Source organism: Sphingopyxis sp. 550A, assembly GCF_053569535.1.
Genome location: NZ_CM131615.1, coordinates 1,364,020 through 1,387,358, shown reverse-complemented (window position 1 = coordinate 1,387,358; position 23,339 = coordinate 1,364,020). Strand labels below are relative to the sequence as shown.

The window sequence follows — 23,339 nt, the reverse complement described above, 5'->3', positions numbered from 1 at the left end:
CACTTCAATCCTTGGAAAGGTTCGTTAGTCAGCGGAAGAGATACTATCCAATACCATTTTAGCCGCTCCGCGATGCTCCAAACGTATCACCAAACACCGATGAGGGCCTGGGGCGAAAGGCCATAGAGCCCTTCGGATCCGGCGATCGCGCCGACCTTGCGCCCCAATGCCTCGGGAACGATCCGATCGAGAAAAAAGCGTGTCGTGGCCGCCTTGGCCTGGAGCCATGCGCTGTCCGCATCACCAGCTAGCCCGGCCTTGGCTGCCCTCGCCTGCCGCACCATGAGGCAACCGGCCGTGGCCACGGCCAGCATCGTCAGGAAATCGTGACTTCCCGCCAGGCGATCATCCACGGGACGGCCTTTGAGCCAGGCGAGGACCTCCAGGCACGCCCGAGCCAGAGCACCGAGCAAGGGCTCCTCACCGCATTCTGCGAGAATATCCTCGATCAGATCGCCGATCGCCGCGCCGTCCGCCATCGCGAGCTTGCGTCCCACCAGATCAGCGGCCTGAATGCCGTTGGTTCCCTCGTAGATCGGGGCGATACGGGCATCGCGATAATGCTGGGCAGCGCCCGCCTCCTCGATGTAGCCTATGCCGCCATGCACCTGGATGCCGAGGCTGGCGACCTCGCAGCCAATATCGCTGGCCCAGGATTTTGCCAGAGGGGTCAGGACTTCGGCGCGCGCTGCCGCCTTGCCATCGCCCGCCGAGCCCATATCGATCGCGCCCGCACAGGCATAGGTCAGCGCGCGCGCGGCCTCCGTCAGCGACCTCATCCGGAGCAGCATGCGCCGGACATCCGGATGCTCGATGATCGCCACCGGTCCCGCAGTCGGATCGCTGGCGCGCGCCGACTGGATACGCTGATGAGCATAAGCGAGCGCCTGCTGAGTCGCGCGTTCGGCGATCTGCACGCCCTGGTTGCCGACCAGCAGGCGCGCCTTGTTCATCATCACGAACATCGCCCGCATGCCGCCGCCAAGCTCGCCGACAAGCTCGCCGAGGCATTCCTCGCCGTCTTCGCCATAGGCCATCACGCAGGTCGGAGAGCCATGAATGCCCAGCTTGTGCTCGATGGAAACGCAGCGCACGCCGTTGGGAATGGTCGGCCGCCCCTGATCGTCGAGCCGCAGCTTGGGCACGAGGAACAGGGAAATCCCCTTTGTGCCCGAGGGCGCATCGTTCGTTCGCGCGAGGACGAGATGGACGACATTTTCAACGAGGTCGCATTCGCCGAACGTGATGAAGATCTTCTGGCCGCGAATGCGCCACTGCCCCTCGCCAGCGGCCGGTTCCGCACGCGTCCGCAAGGCCCCGACATCGCTGCCCGCCAAGGGTTCCGTGAGGTTCATCGTGCCGTTCCAACGACCGCTCACGAGATGGGGAAGCCAGACCTTCTTCTGATGGTCGGAGCCGTAGGCTTCGATGGCGTGGATCGCGCCGGAGGAGAGAAGATGGATCAGGCCGAAGCCCATATTGGCTGTGCCAAGCGATTCCATCGCCGCCACGGCCAGAGAGAAAGGCAGCCCCATCCCGCCAAGCTCGGGCGAAACCGCAATGCCGCCCCACCCGCCTTCGACGAACGAACGATAGGCCGTATGAAAGGCCGCCGGCATCTCGACGCGCCCGTTGATCCAGCGCGGCCCGGCCGTGTCGCCCACGCGATTGGTCGGCGCATATTCCCCGGCCGCAAGCGCTGCGATACCCTGCAGCACGGCTGCGACCGTCTCGCTCGTTGCTTCCGCGAAGCGCGCATGCTCTGCAATCCGCGCGAGACCGGCGGCATGCTCGAGCGCGAAGATCTGTTCGGCGACGGGCGGGAAGAAATCCATGGGGCAATCCTTGGTCGATGGCAAAATGCATGCGCTTCGCGCCCGCAAACAAAACCCGCCCGCCGCCGGGAGAGATGGCAGCGGGCGGGTCGGCAGGCCGGTAATCCGTGCGATTATGCGGGGATCAGGCCCTGCTCCTTGGCCATGGTGAGCGCGGTGTCCTCGATCATATCCTCCTGCCCGCCGATCATCTTCTTGCGGGCCAGCTCCAGCAGGAGATCGCGCGCGGAAATCCCGTATTTCCTGTGCGCGTCCTTCGCTTGGTAGAGGAAGGTCGAATAGACGCCGGCATAGCCCAGCGTGATCGAATCCCGGTCGGCGCGCGGCGGCCGGGGCATGATCGGCAGGACCCGATCCTCCGCCACGTCCATCAGCTTGAACGTATCGACCCCGGTCTCGACGCCCAGGCGATCGCACACGGCGGCGAACAATTCGAGCGGGGTGTTGCCCGCGCCCGCGCCAAGACCGGCGGCCGAACCGTCGATGCGGTCAGCGCCCGCCGCGACCGCCGCGAGCGAGTTCGCCACGCCCATCCCGAGATTGTGGTGGCCGTGAAAGCCGATCTCGGTTTCCGGCTTCAGCGCCGCGCGCAGCGAAGCGATACGGTCGGTCACGTCATCGGGCAGCATGTAGCCGGCGCTGTCGACGCAGTAGACGGTCTGCGCGCCGTAGCTTTCCATCAGCAGGCCCTGTTCGACCATGTTCGCGGTCGGCGTCATATGCGCCATCATCAGGAAGCCGACGGTGTCCATGCCGAGCTTGAGCCCGAGGCCGATATGCTGCTCGGTGACGTCCGCCTCGGTGCAATGCGAGGCGACATGCACGCATTTCGCGCCGCAGTCCGCCGCCATGCGCAGCTCGTCGAGCGTGCCGATCCCAGGGACGTGGAGCACCGAGACCTTTGCGTTCTTCATCCGCGAGGCGACGGCGGTAATATATTCCTTGTCCGTATGGAGGCCGCGCCCGTAGTTGAGCGAGGAGCCGCCGAGGCCATCGCCATGGGTAACCTGCAGCAGCGGCACGCCGGCCTCGTCGAGACCCGTGGCGATGTCGATCATCTGCTCGATCGTGATCTGATGGCGCATCGAGTGCATGCCGTCGCGCAGGCACATATCATGCATCTTGACCTTGCGGCCCCGGACTTGCGCTTCGAGTGTCATTATGCGGCCTCCTCGACGGTGTGCTTGAGTTTGAGCGTTCCGTCCAGGATCTCGTGCGCGAACATCTCGGCGGTGCGCGCTCCGGCGGCGGTCATGATATCGAGATTGCCGGCATATTTGGGGAGGTAGTCTCCAAGGCCCTCAACCTCGAGGAAGATCGACACTTTGCGGCCTTCGAAGGTCGGGCCGTTCTTCAGACGGTAGCCAGGCACATATTTCTGCACTTCGGCGATCATGTCTCGGACCGAACGCGTGATCGCCTCCTGGTCGGGATCCTCGGCCGTCTCGCAATAGACGGTATCGCGCATCATCAGCGGCGGCTCGGCGGGATTGACGACAACGATCGCCTTGCCGACCTTCGCGCCCCCGACCCTGGCGACGGCGCCCGATGTCGTGCGGGTGAATTCGTCGATGTTCTTGCGCGTGCCAGGACCGATCGACTTCGAGGCCACCGTCGCGACGATCTCCGCATAGTCGACGGGTTGAACGCGGCTGACGGCCTTGACCATCGGGATTGTCGCCTGCCCCGCGCAGGTCACCATATTGACGTTCATAACGGCCTGGTCAGCCAACGTGGCCAGGTTGACCGGCGGAACGCAGAGCGGTCCGACCGCGGCGGGCGTGAGATCGATCATGAGCACGCCAAGCGCATTGAGCTTGCGGCTGTTTTCCGGATGGACATAGGCCGACGTGGCATCGAACGCGATCTGGATCTTGTCCTCGACGACATGCGGCAGCAGCCCGTCCACGCCGTCGGCGGTGGTCCTGAGGCCCAGTTCCTTTGCGCGCGATAGGCCATCCGAAGTGGGATCGACCCCGACCATCCACACCGGCTCGAGCAGGTCCGAACGCAGGAGCTTGTAAAGGAGGTCGGTCCCGATATTTCCGGGGCCGATGATGGCACACCTGATTTTCGTCATTTGCTTGCTCCTGGGAGTAAGGCCTGCTCGGCGAACGTGACGCCGGCAACGGCATAGTTTTCGAGTGGCACTTCGTTGATGATGACCCGCACCTGGTCGGGACGGACATCGAAGGCATTGACCGTGGCTTCGGTCAGCGCCTTGATCAGCGTGCGGCGCTTCTCGACGGGCCGACCCTCGGCGATTGTGACGGATATGATCGGCATCACTCGGCGTCCTTCTGACCCATGCGGAAGCTCACGGTGCCCAGATCCTGGAACCGCGCGGAAATGTAGTCGCCGGGCGCGACCGCCACGGCTTCGGTCGCGCCGCCCGTCAGCACGATCGTTCCGGCGGGCAAGGTACGGCCCCGTTCGTAGAGCCAGGCCACCAGCATCTGGATCGCCCGCGCCGGATGACCGAGCACGGCGGCGGAAGAGGCCGTGGCGACGACTTCGCCATTCTTCTCGAAAACGATCCCGATCGTATCGAGCGACAGCTCCTGGGGCCGGCGGGCGCGGCCGCCCATCACGAAGCGGGCCGATGAACCGTTGTCGGCGACTACGCTGACGAGGTCGAACTTGAACTTCTCGAAGCGGCTGTCGATGATCTCGACGGCCGGCTGAACGAAATCTGTCGCGGCGATGATCTGCTCGATCGATACGTCAGGGCCGGACAACGCGTTCTTCATCACGAAAGCGATTTCCGCCTCGACGCGCGGATGGATCAGCTTGTCCATCGGCACCACGCCCATGTCGGAATCAAGCGTGTCGTTCATCAATATGCCGAAGCTCGGAACATGGACGCCCATCTGGTCCATCTTGGCTTTCGACGTCAGACCGGCCTTGAGCCCGGCAAGCTTGCGTCCCCGCGCCTGCCAGCGCCGCAGCAGTTCGTCCTGCACGGCATAGCTGTCCTCGATCGTCATCTCGGGATGATCATCGGTGAACTTGGTGATCGTGTGGGCGCCGTCCTGCGCCCCGACGACGATATCGGCGATCGCCTGGATCGTGGCGGTCTCAAGCATTCCAGCCTCCCCGGATGAACGAAAGCGAACAGCTGCCAAGGCCGCCGATGCGCACCGACAGGCGATCGTCATCGGCGATGCGGATCATCGGACCGAGCGATCCCGACAGGATCGCCTCCCCGGCCCGGAATGGAATGCCGAGGCGGCCAAGCGTGTTCGCGAGCCAGGCGACGGAATTAAGCGGAGAGCCCTGCACCGCCGCGCCGACCCCGGTAGCGGCAAGCTCGCCGTTGCGCTCGAGAACCATTCCCGCGAGCGTCAGATCGACATCCCGCGGATCGAAGCGCTCACGCCCCAGCGCATAGATACCGCACGAGGCGTTGTCGGCGACCGTGTCCTGGATGCGGATATCCCAATTGTCGATCCGGCTATCGACGATCTCGAAGCACGCGGTGACATAGTCGGTGGCGCGCAGGACGTCGGTGGCGGTGACGCCGGGGCCGATCAGATCCTGCTTGAGCACGAAGGCAATCTCGCCCTCGGCCTGGGGCTGGATCAGCGTGTCGAGATCGATCGCCGCGCCGTCCTCGACCACCATGGCCGAGGTCAACTGGCCGAAGTCGGGCTCGAAAACGCCGATTGCCTGCTGCACCGCTTTGGACGTGACGCCGATCTTCTTGCCGACGATGGTTTCCCCCGCAGCAAGCCTGCGCGCGATCATCCGTTCCTGCACGCGATAGCCGTCGACAATGTCCATCCCCGGATTGCGGTCGCGCAGGTTGGGCACGGTCCGGTTTTCGGACAGGGCTTCGAAGAGTTCGTCGCCGAGGCGCTCGATCATGTTGGTTTCAAGGGCCATGTCAGAGCTTCACACAGACGTTGCGCAGTTCGCTGTAGAATTCGAGACTGTGTACCCCGCCTTCGCGGCCGATGCCCGACTGCCTGGTGCCGCCGAATGGCGTGCGCAGGTCGCGCAGGAACCACGAGTTCACCCAGGTAATGCCCACATCGATCGCTGCGGCCATGCGGTGGGCTCGCGACAGGTTCTGGGTCCAGATCACGGAGGAGAGGCCATAGGAGGTATCGTTGGCAAGGCCGATCACTTCCTCCTCGGTATCGAACGGACGAACGTGGCAGCAGGGACCGAAAATCTCTTCCTGGATGACCGGGTGGTCGTCGGGCAGGCCGGTCCAGATGGTCGGCTCGACCCACGAACCACCGCCGAGTTCGGCCGGCAATTCGGGCACTCCGCCCCCGGCGACGATGATGGCGCCATCGGCCTGCGCCCGACGGTAATAGCCGAGGACCTTCTCCCGATGCTCGAGCGAGATCAGCGGTCCGAAGTTGGTGCCAGCACCTTCCGGATGCCCCGGCCTGAGGCCTTTAACCCGTTCGCCAAGTGCGCTGACGAAGCTGTCGAACAGCGGCCGCTCGACGAAGACTCGCTCGGTGCCAAGGCAGACCTGGCCGGTGTTGAGGAACACCGATCGCATGAGACCTTCAAGGACCGCTTCGAGGTCGGCGTCCGCGAAAATGATGGCGCTGTTCTTGCCGCCGAGCTCGAACGACACATCCCGCACGCCCCGCGCCGCCGCCTGCATGATCGCCGTGCCCGTGCGTGTCTCACCCGTGAAGGTGATCGCATCGACGCCTTGATGCTCTGTCAGATAGGCTCCAGCGGAATCGGGACCGAAACCATGCACCACGTTGTAGACGCCCTTCGGCACGCCGACCTCGTTCATCACCTCGCCCAGCAGCGCCGCCGTTGACGGGGTTTCCTCCGATGGCTTGACCACGACGGTATTGCCGCAGACCAGCGCCGGCGCGACTTTCCAGGTCATCAGCAGGAACGGCGCGTTCCAGGGGCTGATCACGCCGATCACGCCCTTGGGCTTGCGGATCGCGTAATTGAGTGCTCCTCGTCCATCTGGCGTTTCCGTGTGGAAGCATTCGGTCGACACCGACTTCACCAGATCGGCGAAGGCATTGAAGTTAGCGGCGCCGCGAGGGACGAAGGCATGGCGCATTGCCGAGATGGGCTGCCCCGTATCGTTCATCTCGGCGCTGACGAAATCGTCGAACCGCTTGGTGATGCCGTCCGCGATCGCACGCATCAGATCGGCGCGGTCGTCGACTGAAATCTTCGTCCATGGACCATGCAGTGCCGCGCGGGCAGCACTTACGGCAGCATCGATTTCCTCACGCCCACCCTCGTTCACGTCGAGAATGTGCCGGCCGTCATAGGGTCGATGCTTCGGAAATGTCTTGCCGCTTATCGAGGCGCGATATTCGCCATCGATGAAATGCCGGATCTCCGGTAATGCGCCGCGCGCGCCGCTGGTTGCAACAGGGTCGTTCAAGGTCATCCTCCGCAGGCGCTTGCACCGCATCCTTAGGAGCGGGTCAGCAACCCAACCGTGTTAAAGCCGCGCCGTGATGCGGTCCAATACCGTTTCCGCGCTTTTGGGATACCTCACCCGTATCGCGCGGCTTTCAACGATACGCCGTTCGCGCTATCAACGCGATAAGAAGAACGGAGAGAGCATCCCGATGGTACGCTATTCGTCATCCATAGATATGCGACACCTGCGGTATTTTGTGGCCGTGGTCACGCACCGCAGCTTTCGCCGCGCGGCGGCTGAACTCAACGTCTCGCAACCACCGCTCACGCGCCAGATTCAGCAACTTGAGGAAATCCTGGGCGTGCGCCTGCTCGAGCGGAACAGCCGCGGCATTACACTCACTGCCGCCGGGGAAGCCTTCTATGCCGATGCGCGCAATATTCTTGCACTTGTGGATCAGGGTGCGACGCGGGCAAACGCGATCGGCCAGGGTCAGATGGGCCGGATCGATGTGGGTGTCTTCGGATCGGCCATTTTCGACCTCATCCCGCGCATCGTCCTAGCATATCGCGAAAAGTTCCCCGACGTCGAGGTCTCGCTCCACACCATGTCGCGGGAGGAACAGGTAAAGGCGTTGGCCGAACGCCGCATCGATGTGGGGTTCAACCGCTTTTTCAGTGATTATCCGGGATTGTTCTGGCAAACGATCGCAAGCCAACGAATGGTTGCCGCAATTCCTACAGAGAATCATCTTGCAAAAAAACAACATCTGTCTTTGAGAGATTTAAATCATCAGCCGATAATATTTTATCCACCAATTCAAAGGCCAGGTGGATTCAGCAATTTCTTACTCAGAATGCTGCATGAGCGTAATGTTTCTGTAAATATTGCTCAAAATGTTGAAGATGTTGTAACGGCAGTTTCATTAGTATCGAGCGGATTTGGCATTGCATTAGGCGTAGATTCCGTTCGCAACCTCAATATCCCAGGCGTCACTTATACCCCATTTACCGAGAAAGATACGACAACATTTGATCTTTGCTTGATAAAACGCGCAGATAATCAAAAGCCAATTATTGAAGAATTTGTCAGAACTGCTAAAACTGTCGGACAATCAGATCCTAGTTTTACATGATTTTCTTCTTAGAGGATAAAAACTCGAGCGCAAAGGTAAGCCTTCAGCCTATCAGATCATTCACATGCCTGCGACCACGCAATTGGCCAAAAGCAAGATGACGACAGATCTGTGCCCACATCACCGCTGTAGCACAATGTGAGTGAATATGTGACGTCGGCAAAGGTTGAGCAGTGTCAGATATGGTATTGCACATCATCAAATAATATGAACGGATGCATCTAAGTTGCTCGAATAAAATGATTTATTCCCCAGAATTGGGGCCTCTTAATCAGCGGGTCCTAGGTTCGAGCCCTAGTGCGTCCACCATTTTTCAGAGACTTAGGATAACACCCCGCTGTCCTTCCAGCAACGGAAGGACGGTACAGCCAGTGTTAGAGCGAGAGACCGCCGTCCACCACGAGCGTATGGCCGGTTACGTAGGATGCGAGCGGGGACGCGAGGAAGATCGCGGCGCCGGCCATATCCTCGGGCGTCCCCATTCGCCGCTGCGGGATCGCCGCCAGGCGGCCTGCCAGGCGATCAGGATGCTGCGTCGTGGCCTTGGTCAATTTCGTATCGACGAGCCCCGGCGCCAGGCCGTTGACGCGGATACCGTCGGCGGCGAACGCTTGGCCGAGCGTCTTGGTCAGGCTGATCGCGCCCGCCTTGGACGCGGCATAAGCGGGGTTGCCGATATTTCCCCGCAAACCCGAAATCGAACTGACTACGACGATCGAACCGCGGGTCCCGGATAGCTGGCGGCGAAATTTACGCGCGCAATGCATCAGGCTGTCGAGATTGACCGCCATGACCCGGTCCCAGCCCTCGCGCTCGAACTCGCCGCGCTTGTAGACGACGACGCCCTGGCACAGCACAAGCACGTCGAGCCGGTCGAAGGGCGTCGCGGCAGCTTCGATCGCCACGGGATCGCCAACATCGACGCCATCATAGCCGAGCCCGGCCAGATCGGAGCCGTCGGCAGGATCATAGTCGGACGCCGCAGCGCGGGTTCCCCACACATGCACCGCCCCGCCACGTTCGCGAAAGCCGTGCGCAATGCCGTTGCCGATGCCGCTCGATCCGCCGACGACGAGGATGGTCTTTCCGGAAAAATCGGTGTCGGCGATCATAGTTCCTCCCCGGTGGCCGCCTTTGCCTGATCGGCGGGACGAGCCCCGTCTGTCAAGCGAGCGTGAAACGGATCGGCAGGCGCTTGAGCCCGCCGACGTTGGTCGATGCGAGCCAGGCCGGGTCGCCCGCCAGCTCGACGGAGGCAACGCGGCGCAGCAATTCTTCGTAGAAGATGCGGATTTCCATCCGTGCCATATGCATGCCCAGGCACAGATGCGGGCCGTAGCCGAAGGCGATGTGCCGGTTCGCCGGGCGATCGATCCGGAACGCGAAAGGATCGTCGAATATCTCCTCGTCGCGATTGGCGCTGGGGTAGCACATCATCAGGCTGTCACCCGCGCGAACGGCCTTGCCGCGCAGCTCATGATCGCGGGTCGCGGTGCGAAAGAAATGGCGGACGGGAGACACCCAGCGCACCATTTCGTCGACGGCGCCGGGCAGAAGCGAAAGATCGGCCCTTAGCTGTGCCTGCGCATCAGGGTTCTCGATCAAGGCCAGCAGGCCGCCCGCTGTGGTGGAACTGGTCGTGTCGTGCCCGGCCGTCGCGACGAGAATATAATAGGAGACGCTTTCATGGTCCGCCATCGGCCGGCCGTCGATCTCGGCCTGCGCGAACAATGTGGCGAGATCGTCCGAAGGATTGCGGCGGCGCTCGGCGGTCAGGTCGCGGAAATAGTCGGAGAAGACCTTCACCGTATCGGCCAGGCTCGCGGTCATCGTCCGCGCCGCCTGCACGTCGGGATCGTCCGAGCCGAAGATTTCCTGCGTCAGTTGCAGGATCAACGGCTCGTCGCATCGCGGCACGCCGAGGATGCGCATGATGACCCGCACCGGAAAATAGGGCACGACGTCGGCGGCGAAATCGCAGGCTCCACCGCGGTCGGCCATATCATCGATCACCTCGGCCGCGAGCTGGCGGATATCGGCTTCGAGCACTTTGATCCGCCCCGGCATGAACCACGCCTGCGTGAGCTTGCGATATTGCGCATGATCGGGCGCATCCATGAAGACGAGGCTACGCAGAAGCGCGGGATTGCCGCCGGTCGCCGCGCGGGCGCGCTCCTCATAGGCGAGAGTGCGCAGGAAAGTGCGCGGCGCATTCAGAAAGAGATCGGGCTGCCGTTCGACCTCCTGAATATCGGCGAATTTGGTGACCGCCCAGAAGGGGCGATAATCGGGATGCTCGACGCGGTGCACCGGATCGTCGCGGCGGAGCTGCGTGAAAAGCGCGTCCATCGCCCCCGGATCGGCATAGGTGCAGGGCGAGACGATGGCGTCGCCGGTCGCTGTCATCACGCCGCCCCCGCCAATATCTCCACCGTGCCCGCGGCGCCGTCGACGCACACCAGCATGCCGTCCTTGATCCGGTCGGTCGCCCCGTCGACCGACGCGACGCATGGAATTCCCAGTTCGCGCGAGACGATGCTGGCGTGGCTGTTGAACAACCCGAACTCGGTCACCACCGCGCCGGCGACGAGGAACAGGGGCGTCCAACTGGGATTGGTATTCGTTGTGACGAGAATCTCGTCGGGTTCGAGCGCGCCGGGGTCGGAGGGATCCAGGATGATCCGCGCCCGTCCCGTCACCTGTCCCGGAGAGCAGGCGACGCCCGTCAGCCGGTCGCCATCGGCTGCTGCGGCAATGTCGCGCACAGCCCGTTGCGGCCATTCGGCGATCGGCGGGCATTCGCCATTGACGAAAAAGGGCGGCTCGAGGCGGTCGAGCGCATGATAATCGGCAAGCCGCTGGCGCAGCGTGCCCGTAAAGCGCGCGGGATCGGACGTCCATGCATCGAGTTCGCTCGACAGCAGCATGTAGAATTGCGCGCGTTCGTCAAGGGCGCGGACGGCGATGCCATGCGCCGCTAGTGCTTCGCAGCCCATCCGGGCCTCGTGAACCAGGCGGACGCACATATTCTTCGACCGCTCACGCGCGACGAACCATGTCGCGAGCGCCGCGGCGGCGGCGTCGATCGCATCGGCCTGACCGGGAAACTGCGCACGAATATCGGCGAGACATTCGCGTCGCAGCGCCGCGTTGCGATTCAGCGCCGCCTCGGGATCGGCTTCGTCCCCCTGCTTCGCCATCGCGTCGATCAACGCCAGCGCGGTTTGCGGCGCGGTTTCATAGGTATCGTAAATCAGGTCCCATTCGTTCGTCGCGCGCGCGCCATGCTCATAGAGGAAATGGCGGAAGAGGTCGTGAAACCGGCGGTCGGTTATGCGACCCAGCACGCCATCGATGCCCGGCGCGAAAGCGGCCTTGAGCGAGGGCGAGCCGCGAACCAGGCGGCTGATCGTCCAAAGCCGGCGAGCGATGTCGGCGGACTCGACATCGCCGATGCCGGTGCCGAGCCGCGCCACGTCCCCGGCCCGGCCGACGGCCGCCAGAAGCTCGGAAAGCTGGCCCATCGCGATCATGCCCGCCTGCCCGATCTGCACATGGATGCATCCGGCGCGGTCGAGGAGCGGCGTGATCGACCGCAGCCGCGCGATGATCTCGGCAGGCGAAATCGACGCGAGATCGGGACGCCCCGCGCGAAGCGCGATCGCCGCTTCGTGCAGAACGTCCAGGTCGGGATGCACCTCGCCCGCCATGAAGCGCCCGACGTTCGCCGCGACCCGCGCGCCGCAGGCGGCATTCGCGTGCCAATCCTCAGCGATATGCGGCGGCATTCCCGGGCCGCTGTCGAACATCGCCGCCATGCGCGCCGCGCCACCCGGCATCATCCGCTCCATCTCGACGAACATCACCGAGATGTTGAGGTAGAAATAGCCCCCGAAGATCCCATAGACATCCTCGGGCCCGTCGAACTCGTCGGCGTCGAAACCGCCGAAATCGACATAGCCGCGCACCGTGCCCGGACCGAAGGCTTCGCGCCAGACATAGGACCAGCCGAGCGGCGATACCGGTGCGCCCATCACTTCGGCCGCGTTGGAACGCGTATAAATCGGGAAGCGCTTCGACGGCGTGTCGTGAAGCAGCCACGTATCGACGGTCATGCAATCCTCTCCCCCGATCCAGTCGCCGGCATTTTGCCGGTCGGCGGGTCGGTTTCTTATGCGTCTTCGAGCAGGCGATCGAGATCGTCGGCCTGATGCTTTTCGAGCACCGCCGCCCATTCCAGGCACCCCATGCCGACACGATCGCCGATCCGCACCCGCGAGATCGCATTATTGTCATAGCGGCGGAAGCCCGACCCGGGCAGATATTTGGGTACGTGGACGTGGGTTTCGCCGGTCAGCACGACCGGCGTATCGAACCCGAACGTCAACTCCGATCGGTCGTAACTGAGCAGGCCCGGCTCGGGGGTGAAGCGCCCCCCGACCTTGTTGGTCAGGAACGCGCCGTCGCGGTTCACCAATATGCCGGTGCCGATCGCCGAACCGTCGGGCTGCGGAAAGCCGATCGCGTTGCAGAAGATATTGCCGTTATCGAGCGACGACGCCGTCCAGAACACCCCGGAGTCGAACCCGCGCTCGACGCGTTCTCCCCAGCTATGATCGCGCACGAACAACCCACTGGTCTTCACTGTCCGGCCGCCGACGCGCAGCGTGCCGTGCCAACGACCGCCCTGCTCATAATGCGCCTGCGCCGAATTGTGCGAATGCGACCCCGCCGCGCTCAGCGTCTCGGCCCATTCGGCCAGCGCGGCGTTGAAATCGGCAATAGGAAGATCGCTTTCCATGACGATATCGATCGCGCCGATCGTATCGCCGCGGGGCGCATGCGCGAGGAAGCCGTGCGGACCGATGCCGCCCGCGCCCTGAATTTCGGCGCACAGCCGCCAGCGGCTCCACGGCACCTCGGGCTCGAACAGCAGTTCGGGGATTTCATCGTTGATGCGGAGGGTGTCGCCGGTCGGCCGGTGGAGGATCGCCGACGAGGCGACGCCGTCGACGAAAACGATGATATGCGCCTCATGGTCGCCCTTCGCTGGCCAGCGCTTGGTATGAACCAGAAAGCCGTGCCCTTCGTCGATGTTCCACGCCGCGAGCATCGTATTTTCCTGCCACCGTTCGGGCAGCGGATCAGGTGGCCTGTGAAAATATTCGTCCACATCCGGCATATGGTGCGGCGCCATCCGCTCGGTCGCGGTGAACTTCATCGCCCTCTCCTGTCTTGATCCGTTCGCGGGGCTCAGGCGAGCGCCGGTTCCTTGATGTCGAGCCGGAACAGCCTGTGCGCGTTGCCGAACAGGATCTTGTCCTGCGCATCGTGGGGCAGATGGGCGACCATCTGCTCAGCCTCGGTCAGGCAATCGGGCCAGTCGCAGTCGAGATGCGGGTAGTCTGTTTCGAACATGATGTTGTCGATCCCGATATGCTGCGTCATTTCCAGCCCGACCGGGTCGCGGAAATAGGAGACGTAGCAATTCTGCCGGAAGTAATGCGACGGCTTCTCGGGCAGCGCGCGCTGGTCGACGGTGGCGACGCCGTCGATGACGATATTCTCCCAGATGAAGTCGCAGCGGTCGAGCGTGTAGGGCACGAGGCCGAGCTGCGATTCCGCGAACGAGACCCGAAGATGCGGAAAGCGCACGAAGACGCCCGACCAGAGGAACTCCATCAGACAGTGCATGACATAATAGGAGGCGCCGACATGCGCGACCGCTGCCGGCGCATCGGGCGCGGCGAGCGTCATCGGCGAGGTGCCGATGTGGACCGAGAGCACCATGTCGGCATCGGCGATCGCCTCGAACAACCCGTCCCAATAGCGCGACGAGATCGACGGCAGGCCGCTCCGATGCGGTGCCTCGGGAAAGGAGATGGTCTTGAAACCGAGCTTGGCGAGCCGATGAGCTTCGGCGACCGCGAGGTCGGCGTCCCAGAGCGGAACGATCCCCATCGGGATCAGCCGGCCGCCCGACCCCGCGCACCATTCCTCGATCACGAAGTCGTTATAGGCCTTGATGCATTCGAGCGCGAGCAGCTTGTCCGAGGCGAAGCTGAATTGCTCGCCCGCGAACATGACGAACATGTTGGGATAATTGGCCGAGGCGAGGATACCGGCCTGATCCATGTCGGCGAGACGCGCCTTGCCGTTGTAGCAGCCTTCGCGAATCTCGTCGAAGGTGTTCGGCCCGAACTTCACCGACGAACGCGGATAGAAGCCCGCCGCCGCCGCGATCTTGACGATCGGAACCTGCTTTCCGTCATAATGCCAGACATCGCCGAGCGCGCCGTCGGGTGTCTCGCGAAAGCGGAAATTGCCGCCGCCGGCATCATAGGCGGCGCCGGTCATCCGCTTCACGTAGGGCCCCTGATCCCGAAGCCGCGCCGGCAGGCGCGTCCGCCACAGATGTGCGGGCGCTTGCAGATGATCGTCCGGCGAAATCAGGCGCGGGGCACGGGACATCGATGAAATTCCTCTCTCGCTTTATAAGTAAGTAAATGCTTACATCTGGATTCGGGGAGCGTCAATCCTCTTGGCGCCAGGCCTGACTCCGCAAAGGTTGGGGGGATCGGGCGCCGAAACCGGTCGGATTTGCATTCGGGGGCGCCATCACGCTATTTGCCGTACTGCACGGACCGAAGATCGAGGGATGGTGGTGACCAAAGCGCAAGCCCGGCCGAAGAAAGCGACGAGCCGCATTTCATCTGCGGAACGCCGCGAATCGATCCTGGCGGCTGCGACCGAAGTGTTCATCCGCTGCGGCTATGCGGGCGCCCGGACCAAGGACATCGCGGTCGAGGCGAAGATCAACGAAGCGCTGATCTATCGCCACTTCGCTTCGAAAGAAGAATTGTTCGACGCGGCGGTGATCGAGCCGCTCGAAAGCTGGCTCGAAACCTATAATCATGCGGGACGGTTGGTCGCGACTGCGGCCGATGCGGAAACCCAGCTTCAGCTCCTCGAACGCGGCGCGGAGCAATATCTCAGCCATATGGACGAGGTGTTTCCGCTGCTGGGCATCGCGCTGTTCGGCAGCGGCAGCTATGGCCCGGAATTCTATGCCAAACGCATCGTTCCGCTGATCGAAGGCTGGGCGCGGCGGACCGCGACCGCCATGCCGTCGGATGCCCCCGGCAGCAAGCTCGACCAGAATTTTCTGGCGATCGCAGGAATCGGGATCAGTTTTTTCGTCGCGGCCAACGCGCATTTTCGCGGCACCCGGCTCGATACCGCGGCAAGCGCCAAGCAACTCGCGCAGATGATGCTACCGCTGTTCGAACATCGCGGCGACGGCACGGACAGAAAGCCCGATTGACTTATCCCGGCCTCCAGAAGTAAGTGTTTGCTTACATAAAAGCCGGTCGAGCAAGATCGGCCGGGAAGAGGAGACTGGCATGGCGGACTGCCCAGCGGCGCGCTCGACGGTGACGGATCGCCGGAGATGAGCGAAGCGATCGCCTTCATGTTCGATGCACCCCACGCGCTGTCGGACGCCCAACGCCTCGAACTGCTGGGCGGCAAGGGCAAGAGTCTTTCCGACATGACCCGCGCCATGGGATTGCCTGTGCCGCCGGGCTTCACCTTGGGCACCGGCGCGTGCCGGCACTATCTGCGCTCGGGCTGGTCGCCCGCGTTCGACGAGGCGATCGAGACGCATCTCGCGCAGATCGAGACGATGCTGGGGCGACGCTTCGGCGATGCGGTCAATCCCCTCCTCCTCAGCGTCCGGTCGGGCGGCGCAGCGTCGATGCCGGGGATGATGGACACGGTGCTCAACGTCGGGCTCAACGCCGATATCGTGCCGGGGCTCGCGGCCTGTAGCGGCGGCGACGAGGATTTCGCCCGCGATTGCCTGCACCGCCTCCACGAATCCTTCGTCAAATCAGTGGGTCACGCGCCGCCCGATGCGCCGCGCGCGCAGTTGCGCGCGGCGATCGAGGCCGTGTTCCAGTCGTGGAACAGCGAGCGCGCCAAAGCCTATCGGCGGATCGAGGCAATCGCCGACGACGCCGGGACCGCGGTCAATATCCAGGCGATGGTCTTCGGCAATCGCGACGCGATGTCGGGGACGGGCGTGGTCTTCAGCCGCAATCCCTCCGACGGCGAACCGCGGATCTTCGGCGACATTCTGTTTCAGGCGCAGGGCGAGGACGTGGTATCGGGCGCCCACCAGACGATCGACATTGCCCAATTGCCGAGCCGGCTGCCCGACGCCGCCGCAGCGCTCGACCGCTGCCTCGACGCGATCGAGCGTCACTATCGCGATCTGGTCGATGTCGAATTCACCATCGAATCTGGAAAGCTATGGATTTTGCAGGCGCGCCCCGGCAAGCGATCGCCCGAAGCGGCGATCCGGATCGCGCACGACATGGCGCTCGACCCCGACTTTCCCCTGACACGGAGCGAAGCGTTGGACAGGGTCGGGCATCTGCTCGGCGCCGCAGCGCGTTCGCGGCGCATTGCCGGCGACGAAAGCGCCTTGGGCGCCGGCCTTGGTGCGTCGCCGGGCGTTGCTTCGGGAAAGCTGGTGACCTGCGCCGAGCGCGCCGTCAACCTTGTGGCGCAGGGCGAAGCGGTAATTCTAGCGCGCCCCGAAACCTCGCCCGAGGATATCGAAGGCATCGCCGCCGCCGCAGGGCTGCTGACCTCCCGCGGCGGGCTCGCCAGCCATGCGGCGGTGGTCGCGCGCGGCTGGGGCAAGCCCGCAGTGGTCGGCTGGGACGCGATGCAATTCGTCGAAGGCGGCATTTTGGTAGACGATATGCGGATCGACGAGGGTGCGATCCTGTCGATCGACGGCGAGACCGGCGAGATATTCGCTGGTGCGCTTGCCTGCGAGACGCATCTTACGCCCGAGGCCGTGGTCATGATGGGCTGGCGGGATGGCCCCGCGGACGGTGGCAGCGGCGCGGCGCAGTCGGCGCTGTCCGACGACGAACTGGTCCTCCTCGTCGCGCTGAAGGGATTCTGTCCCCGCGATGCCGCGATCGAAATCGGGCGATTGGACAGCGACGCGCTGGCGGCGAAGCTCGCCGGGCTGGACGAATTTCTCGATGCCTCGTCGCCACGTTTCATCAAGGCGACCGACTCAGGCAAGGCACGCGGCGATCAGATGGTCGCGACGCATAGGGATGCGATGGGACTTGACGCCGCGCGCGAGCGCCTCGCTGCGTTTCACATACTCAACGACGATTTCAAGACGCTCGTCACCGGCTGGCAGATGCGGCCGTCAGACGGCGCCCCGGTCTTCAACGACCATAGCGACCCCGATTATGACGCCGCCATATTGGGCCGGATGTCCGGGCTGCACCGCGACACAATGGCGTGGCTGGAGGCGATCGAGCCGCGCGGGCCGCTCCCCTTTTTCCGCACCCGCCTTGAAGCGGCTTTCGCCCGGTTACAAGCGGGAGAAACCCCCTATCTCGCCTCCCCGAAAATCGATTCCTATCACAATATCTGGTTCGAATTGCACGAATATCTCATCCGCCTGGCGGGAATGACCCGCGCCGAAGCCGAGGGCCGTCAGGAAGCCGGTTGACAGGCGCAATTGCTCATGTAAGTAATTAATTACAGACAACACGCACCCGAAGGTGCGGAGCCTGGGGAGAGAGACGATGCCGAGGCACGGGATCAGCGGATTTGCGATGGCCGCCGCGATGCTGGGAGGTGCCGCGCCGGCCCTCGCCCAGACGACGGCGGACAGCGCCAGCAAAACGACAGCGGGAAATGAGGACATCATCGTCACCGCGCAGCGCCGCGACGAAAGCCTGTCGCGCACGCCGGTCGCGGTCGATGTCGTCGGTATGCAGGAACTGGCCGAACAGAATGTGCGGTCGGAGGCCGACCTGCAATTCGCCGCGCCCGGCCTGTCGGTGCGCGCGGGCGCGACCTCGAACGAAGTGAACTTCTCGCTTCGCGGGCAATCGGTCGACCAGTTCACCGGCACCCGTCCCGGCGTCCTCCCCTATTTCAACGAAGTGCAGATCAGCAGCAACAGCGGCGGCGGCAGCGGCGCGACCTCCTTCTATGACCTGCAATCGGTCCAGGTGCTCAAGGGACCGCAGGGCACCTTGTTCGGCCGCAACGCGACGGGCGGCGCAGTGCTGTTCACCTCGGCCAAGCCGACCAATGAATTCGGGGGCTATCTCAGCGCGCGCTACGGCAATTACGACACGGTGCAGCTCGAAGGCGCGCTGAACCTGCCGATCGTCGACGACCGGTTGCTTGCGCGCGTCGCGGGCTTCTACAGCGACCAGACCGGATTCCAGCACAATCTCTACGACGGGTCGCGGCCCGGCTCGATCGAACGCTATGGCGTACGCGGCAGCCTGACCTGGCGCGGCGAGGGCGGCTTCGAGAATGATCTGGTCGTCGATTACTACAAGGCCGACGGAACCAGCACCCAGTCGGTCCTCTATGCGCTCGATCCGACGCAGCCCACCGCGGCGGCGGTGTCTCTCTTCTATTCTCCCGGCCTCGATCTCGTCTTCGGCCCCGGTGCATGGGACGGCTATCTCAGCCGGCACACCAACCCGACGATCCCCGCCGGCGGCCTTGCCGACTTCCTGGCGATCCAGAAAGCGCGCGGGCCGTTCACGATCGCGACCAACGACGCCAATTTCTATCGCGCCGAGAATCTGATCGTCACCAACTCGACATCGGTCGATCTCAACGACACGACCAAGCTCAAGAACATCATCGGCTATGCGCATCTGAAGACCGATGTTCGCGGCGACACCGACGGTTCGCCCTTCGGCGTCGCGGGCGACGGCGAAATCGACGAAGTCGGACGGCCCGGCGGCCATACGCGAACGACGATCCTGTCGGAGGAGCTGCAACTTCTCGGCACGCTCGCCGCCGACAGGCTCACCTATGCCCTCGGCTTCTATCTATCGAGCGAGAAGTCGAACGTGTTCCGCCAGGCGACCTTCCTCGACGTGTTCGGCGATCTCGGCCTGTCGCCGCTGTCGGTCAATTCGGACGTCGCCTATAACAACAGCTACGCCTTTTACGGCCAGGGCACCTATCAACTCGGCGGCGGGTTCGGGGTGACGGCGGGGCTGCGCTACACCAGCGAAACCGTGCGCGGACGGACGCTGCCGATCGACAACAGCTATGCGACCCCGGCGCAGATCGATAGCGGCGTGGCGGACAACGACCAGCGCAAGACGATCCGCAACCTCAGTTGGACCTTCGGATTGCAGAACCAGATCAGCGACGACGTCCTGCTCTATGCGGTTACCCGCCGCAGCTATCGCAATGGCGGCTTCAACGGCAGTTCGCCGCCGATCGTCGGCGACGCCACAGTGAACGGCAACAGCTATGGCACCGAAACCGTCACCGATGTCGAGGCCGGCGCCAAATTCCAGGGCCTTCTCGGCACCATGCCCGCGCGGTTCAACATCGCGCTCTACAATATGTGGATCAAGAACGGGCAGCGAAACGCCTTTGCCGACATCAACGGCCCCGCCTCTCTGGCCGTCAACGTCCCGCGCACCAAGGTCTATGGGTTCGAGCTCGACGGCGACGTGCGCCTGACCGACTGGCTGCGGATCGGCGGCAATCTCAACTATACGCACGCACGCTTCACCAACGGTCTGACCCCGGCGTTCGGCGGCACGATCTTGCTCGGCACGGTGCCCGATACCCCCGAATGGTCGGGCACCGTCTATGGCGAGATTTCGGCGCCGGTGTCGAGCCGCCTCACCGCATCGCTGCGCGGCGACCTCTATTCGCAGACCGGCACCTTCTATATCGCGTCGGGCAACCTCAACCCGACCGCGCATCTGCCCGGCTATTCGATCGCCAATTTCCGGATCGGCATCGAGGATGAAGCGGCCGGCTGGTCGCTGGCGGCCAACCTCAAGAACGCCTTCGACAAAGTCTATTATGTCGGCGGTATGCCGCTCGCGGCGCTGCTCCAGTTCAACTCGGCGCTTCCGGGCGCGCCGCGCACCTATTCGCTCGAAGCGCGCTATCGCTTCTGACCTTCGGGAACGGTGGAGCGGCTTATTCCCCTGCTCCGCCTTTTCCTGCACCGCCGCTGCCTTGCGCGGCCCGATCGCGGCGAGTGCAGAGAGGTGCCGAAAGCCCCATCACCGGCGCTTCTCGACATCCCGTGCTTCCGCATCCGCTCGCCGCTTGCCTATCGGCAAGTCCTATGCATAGACACCGGGAATGCAGTCGACCAACTACCTTATCGCTCCCCTGCTCGAGGGCTTCGAATGGTTCGACGACGCGCTGCAACGCAGCCTCAAGGCCGCAGGCTGGGAGCCGGTCACGCGCGCCGAATCGATGGTCATTCTGCACGTCCTCGTCGGCACGCGGCGCCCGGCCGATATCGCCCGGGCGCTTCGCTTGTCGCGCCAGGCGGTGCACACGACGATCGGCAGTCTGGTCAAGGCGGGCTTTTTCGCCCTCGAACCCGACCCGGAGGATCGGCGGATCAAGATCGTGACGCTCGCCGAACGCGGCGCGCAGATGCACGAAGACGCCAATGCGATCGTCGAACAGTTGGGCGCGCTGCTAGAACAGCGGATCGGCAAGCGCCGCGTGCGCGCATTGCGCGGCGCGTTCGAGGCCGATTGGGGCGAGCCGCCGGTCGTGACGATCAGGCGCTGAAACAGGTTGCCTGTGCCGGCTGCGCTCCCCTGATCAGGCGGCCGCCTCGACGCGCTGGGGTTCGTGGCGAACATCCTCGGGGCCGAACACCTTGGTGTTGGCGGCGAACTCCATCATGATGCCGTTGGGATCGGTGAAATAGACCGAGCGGATGAACACGCCGTCGTGCATCGTCATGCTCACCGTCGTCTCGCTGTCGTCGTGGTTCACGACCATCGGGATGACCTCGACTCCCGCCTCGACCAGCCGGCCGATCGCGGCCTCCAGCTCGTCCTCCTCCATATGAAAGGCGAGATGGTTCATCGATCCGACCGCGGTCTTATCGTCGCCGGGAAATTTCTTCACCGACGCGACGCCCGGCGCTGCGGGCGGCGCATCCTTCCACCAGAAAAAGGCGACCGCCGATCCCCCCCCGCAATCGAAGAAGAAATGCTGGCCGCCGGTCGGCAGTTCGACCGTCTTGACCAGCGGCATCTGCAGCACCTCGGTATAGAATTTGACCGTTTCGGCCATGTCGCGCGCCACCAGCGCGATGTGATTGATCCCCATTGTCTTCATCTGGTCTCTCCTGAAGCCGTCACGCGAAATCGGGCGCCTTCGCCCATTCGATCACGGCCGAATTGTCGAAATATTCCTCGAGCCGGGTGATGCGATCGCCCGTCACCGCGCAGATCAGCGCCGCCGGAAGTTCGAGGCGCGCGCCGCCGTTGGCGATCGCGACAAGCAGATGCTGCTGAACGAAACCCCCGTCGAAGATATGGATCTTGCGGTCGGTGTAGCGCCGCTCGCGCGTGAGCGCGATGAACTGCGTCAGCGTCGCGACGTTCGCCGCCCGGTCCTGCGCCTGGCGCGTATGACCGTGCCAAATGACCACCGCGGGATCGTAGCAGGCCTCGACCGTGTTCGCGTCACCCGCCTCGACCGCCCCGAAAAAGCGATCGGCAACCGCCGCGATTTGCTCCGCCTCGGTCATCGACCTTTCTCCATATGAGCCAGCTCGCGCGGCAGGTAAGCCGCCATGCGAAAGAACAGCCATCCCGCGACGACATAGAAGGAACAGACCGTGACCAGCGCGGTCCGGAGCCCCTGAGCCGAAGCCGCCGCACAGGCCGCGGCCGTCGTCGCTTCGCCGCAGCGCGCAGCATAATCGCCGGCGAAAGCCTGCGCCGCGAAGATGTCGCTGAACCAGCCGGCGGTGATCGGGCCCAGAGTCATGCCGAGCACGCTCATCGTCAGCGTCAGGATCGCGGTCGCCGATGCCCGCATACGCGGCTCGACGAGGTTGCTGGTGACGGCGAAGGTCGGCCCGGTGAAGACGCCGGCGAAAAAGCCCGGCGGGGTCAGGAGCAGGATCGTCCAGAACCAGCTCGTCTGCGAAAAGCCGAGCATATAGGTCGCGGCCGCGAGTATCATGCAGATGGCGGGAAGCCAGCCGTACCAGCGGATGTCGCGGCGCCCCAGCCGGTCGGCGACGATCCCGCCGAGCACGCTGCCGCTGCCGAGCGAAAGACTGTTGATCACCGCGAAGGCGATCGCCGCCTCGGTATAGCCGACGTCGAAATTGCGCACGAAGAAGGGATGCGCAAAGGTCATGCCGGCATAGCCGACGAAGCTCACCACCGTTCCCGCCAGCACGAGGTTGCGAAACGCGGGGCTTCCGGCAAGGCGCCGGAGCACGGCGCCGAGCGGCGGAGTGACGTCGGAGGCGATCCGGCCGTCGGAGAGGCCGCGCGCCGGCTCCTTGAGGGTCAGCCAAACGATCGCCGACAGCGCGATACCGGGAAGCCCGACCAGCAGGAACGCGGCACGCCAACCGTGGCTTTCGGCGACGACCGCGCCGCCGATCCCGCCGAGAATGATCCCGATCGGCGTCGCGAGGCCGAGAATGCCGAAGACCGAAGCACGCTTTTCGGGCAGGAAATAGTCGCCCACCAGCGACTGCGAGGGCGCCCCCGATCCGGCTTCGCCGATGCCGACGCCGATCCGCGCCAGCATCAGCCCGCCAAAGCCGCTGGCAGCGGCGCACAGCGCCGTCATCGCCGACCAGGCGGCCATCGAGACCGCGATGATGCGCACGCGATTATAGCGTTCGGCGAGGCGCGCGACCGGAATGGCGAGGACGCCGTAAAGGATCGCGAAGGCCGCGCCGCCGAGCAGACCGAGCTGCGTGTCGCTGAGGTGGAGATCGGTCTTGATCGCCTGCCCCACCGTGTTGAGGATCGATCGGTCGATGAAGGCGATCGTCGATACCACCAGCAGCATGAAGACCGCATAGCGCCGGTCGCGCACGCCGATCGCGGTCCCCTGCCCCGCCCCGGCGCCGGTCCAGGAATCCGGCGACGGCAGGGGAGACTCCACGGGTCCGCCGCCC

Annotated in this window: 20 protein-coding genes and 1 tRNA gene; 6 read left to right on the top strand and 15 right to left on the bottom strand. The window is 64.0% G+C overall.

The genetic code is table 11. The features are described 5' to 3' along the window. Positions 1-86: 86 nt before the first annotated feature. The 7 genes from ACVENA_RS06640 to ACVENA_RS06610 form a co-directional block, all read right to left on the bottom strand. A complete protein-coding gene (locus tag ACVENA_RS06640) occupies positions 87-1,835 on the bottom strand; it encodes an acyl-CoA dehydrogenase (protein ID WP_449328118.1) in 1,749 nt (582 codons plus the stop codon). A gap of 113 nt (positions 1,836-1,948) precedes the next feature. Continuing rightward, on the bottom strand, positions 1,949-2,995 hold the full coding sequence (gene dmpG / locus ACVENA_RS06635) for a 4-hydroxy-2-oxovalerate aldolase (protein ID WP_449328117.1): 1,047 nt from the start codon (positions 2,993-2,995) through the stop codon (positions 1,949-1,951). Next, positions 2,995-3,915 carry an acetaldehyde dehydrogenase (acetylating) gene (locus ACVENA_RS06630; protein WP_449328116.1) on the bottom strand — a complete coding sequence of 307 codons (921 nt, stop codon included), beginning with the start codon at positions 3,913-3,915 and terminating at the stop codon, positions 2,995-2,997. Before ACVENA_RS06630 ends, dmpG begins: the two co-directional genes overlap by 1 nt. Continuing rightward, on the bottom strand, positions 3,912-4,121 hold the full coding sequence (locus ACVENA_RS06625; protein ID WP_449328115.1) for a tautomerase family protein: 210 nt from the start codon (positions 4,119-4,121) through the stop codon (positions 3,912-3,914). Before ACVENA_RS06625 ends, ACVENA_RS06630 begins: the two co-directional genes overlap by 4 nt. Beyond that, positions 4,121-4,921, bottom strand: a complete 801-nt coding sequence (gene dmpH / locus ACVENA_RS06620) for a 2-oxo-3-hexenedioate decarboxylase (RefSeq protein WP_449328114.1) — start codon at positions 4,919-4,921, stop codon at positions 4,121-4,123. The genes ACVENA_RS06625 and dmpH overlap by 1 nt, the downstream gene beginning before the upstream one ends. Next, complete coding sequence (locus tag ACVENA_RS06615) at positions 4,914-5,702, bottom strand: 2-oxopent-4-enoate hydratase (RefSeq protein ID WP_449328113.1); 789 nt, start codon at positions 5,700-5,702, stop codon at positions 4,914-4,916. The genes dmpH and ACVENA_RS06615 overlap by 8 nt, the downstream gene beginning before the upstream one ends. A gap of 19 nt (positions 5,703-5,721) precedes the next feature. Continuing rightward, the gene (locus tag ACVENA_RS06610; protein WP_449328112.1) at positions 5,722-7,227 is read right to left on the bottom strand and encodes a 2-hydroxymuconic semialdehyde dehydrogenase; all 1,506 of its coding nucleotides are present in this window, start codon (positions 7,225-7,227) and stop codon (positions 5,722-5,724) included. 70 nt (positions 7,228-7,297) lie between these two features. On the opposite strand from ACVENA_RS06610, the gene ACVENA_RS06605 reads away from it, so the two are divergent. Next, positions 7,298-8,338, top strand: a complete 1,041-nt coding sequence (locus tag ACVENA_RS06605; protein WP_449328111.1) for a LysR substrate-binding domain-containing protein — start codon at positions 7,298-7,300, stop codon at positions 8,336-8,338. A gap of 213 nt (positions 8,339-8,551) precedes the next feature. Beyond that, positions 8,552-8,647: transfer RNA gene (locus ACVENA_RS06600), tRNA-OTHER, on the top strand. A 65-nt stretch (positions 8,648-8,712) separates the two neighbouring features. Here the strand turns inward: ACVENA_RS06600 and ACVENA_RS06595 are convergent. Genes ACVENA_RS06595 through ACVENA_RS06575 form a run of 5 tightly spaced genes read right to left on the bottom strand, consistent with a single transcriptional unit; the run spans position 8,713 to position 14,809 of the window. Then, positions 8,713-9,450 (bottom strand): SDR family NAD(P)-dependent oxidoreductase, encoded by a 738-nt coding sequence (locus tag ACVENA_RS06595; RefSeq protein ID WP_449328110.1) that lies wholly within the window; start codon positions 9,448-9,450, stop codon positions 8,713-8,715. Between the two features lie 52 nt (positions 9,451-9,502). Next, positions 9,503-10,744 (bottom strand): cytochrome P450, encoded by a 1,242-nt coding sequence (locus ACVENA_RS06590; protein WP_449328109.1) that lies wholly within the window; start codon positions 10,742-10,744, stop codon positions 9,503-9,505. Next, the gene (locus tag ACVENA_RS06585; protein ID WP_449328108.1) at positions 10,744-12,453 is read right to left on the bottom strand and encodes a PEP-utilizing enzyme; all 1,710 of its coding nucleotides are present in this window, start codon (positions 12,451-12,453) and stop codon (positions 10,744-10,746) included. The genes ACVENA_RS06590 and ACVENA_RS06585 overlap by 1 nt, the downstream gene beginning before the upstream one ends. Before the next feature lie 56 nt (positions 12,454-12,509). Next, positions 12,510-13,559, bottom strand: coding sequence for a DUF7065 domain-containing protein (locus ACVENA_RS06580; protein ID WP_449328107.1), 1,050 nt, complete (start codon positions 13,557-13,559; stop codon positions 12,510-12,512). Positions 13,560-13,591: 32 nt separating this feature from the next. Next, positions 13,592-14,809 (bottom strand): amidohydrolase family protein, encoded by a 1,218-nt coding sequence (locus ACVENA_RS06575; RefSeq protein WP_449328106.1) that lies wholly within the window; start codon positions 14,807-14,809, stop codon positions 13,592-13,594. 193 nt (positions 14,810-15,002) lie between these two features. Here ACVENA_RS06575 and ACVENA_RS06570 point away from each other — a divergent pair, with 193 nt between their 5' ends. From ACVENA_RS06570 to ACVENA_RS06555, 4 genes are all read left to right on the top strand, one after another. Then, entirely contained in the window at positions 15,003-15,662 is a 660-nt protein-coding gene (locus ACVENA_RS06570) for a TetR/AcrR family transcriptional regulator (protein WP_449328105.1), read from the top strand. 126 nt (positions 15,663-15,788) lie between these two features. Continuing rightward, positions 15,789-17,885 (top strand): PEP/pyruvate-binding domain-containing protein, encoded by a 2,097-nt coding sequence (locus tag ACVENA_RS06565; protein ID WP_449328104.1) that lies wholly within the window; start codon positions 15,789-15,791, stop codon positions 17,883-17,885. A 76-nt stretch (positions 17,886-17,961) separates the two neighbouring features. Further along, positions 17,962-20,334, top strand: coding sequence for a TonB-dependent receptor (locus ACVENA_RS06560; protein WP_449328103.1), 2,373 nt, complete (start codon positions 17,962-17,964; stop codon positions 20,332-20,334). A gap of 190 nt (positions 20,335-20,524) precedes the next feature. Continuing rightward, a complete protein-coding gene (locus ACVENA_RS06555) occupies positions 20,525-20,968 on the top strand; it encodes a MarR family winged helix-turn-helix transcriptional regulator (protein ID WP_449328102.1) in 444 nt (147 codons plus the stop codon). Between the two features lie 33 nt (positions 20,969-21,001). On the opposite strand, the gene ACVENA_RS06550 is transcribed toward ACVENA_RS06555, so the two are convergent. The 3 genes from ACVENA_RS06550 to ACVENA_RS06540 are packed head-to-tail and all read right to left on the bottom strand — an operon-like array spanning position 21,002 to position 23,326. After that, on the bottom strand, positions 21,002-21,526 hold the full coding sequence (locus ACVENA_RS06550; protein WP_257549470.1) for a VOC family protein: 525 nt from the start codon (positions 21,524-21,526) through the stop codon (positions 21,002-21,004). Between the two features lie 19 nt (positions 21,527-21,545). Then, positions 21,546-21,941 carry a nuclear transport factor 2 family protein gene (locus ACVENA_RS06545; RefSeq protein ID WP_449328101.1) on the bottom strand — a complete coding sequence of 132 codons (396 nt, stop codon included), beginning with the start codon at positions 21,939-21,941 and terminating at the stop codon, positions 21,546-21,548. Continuing rightward, a complete protein-coding gene (locus ACVENA_RS06540) occupies positions 21,938-23,326 on the bottom strand; it encodes a spinster family MFS transporter (protein WP_449328100.1) in 1,389 nt (462 codons plus the stop codon). The genes ACVENA_RS06545 and ACVENA_RS06540 overlap by 4 nt, the downstream gene beginning before the upstream one ends. Positions 23,327-23,339: the final 13 nt, after the last annotated feature.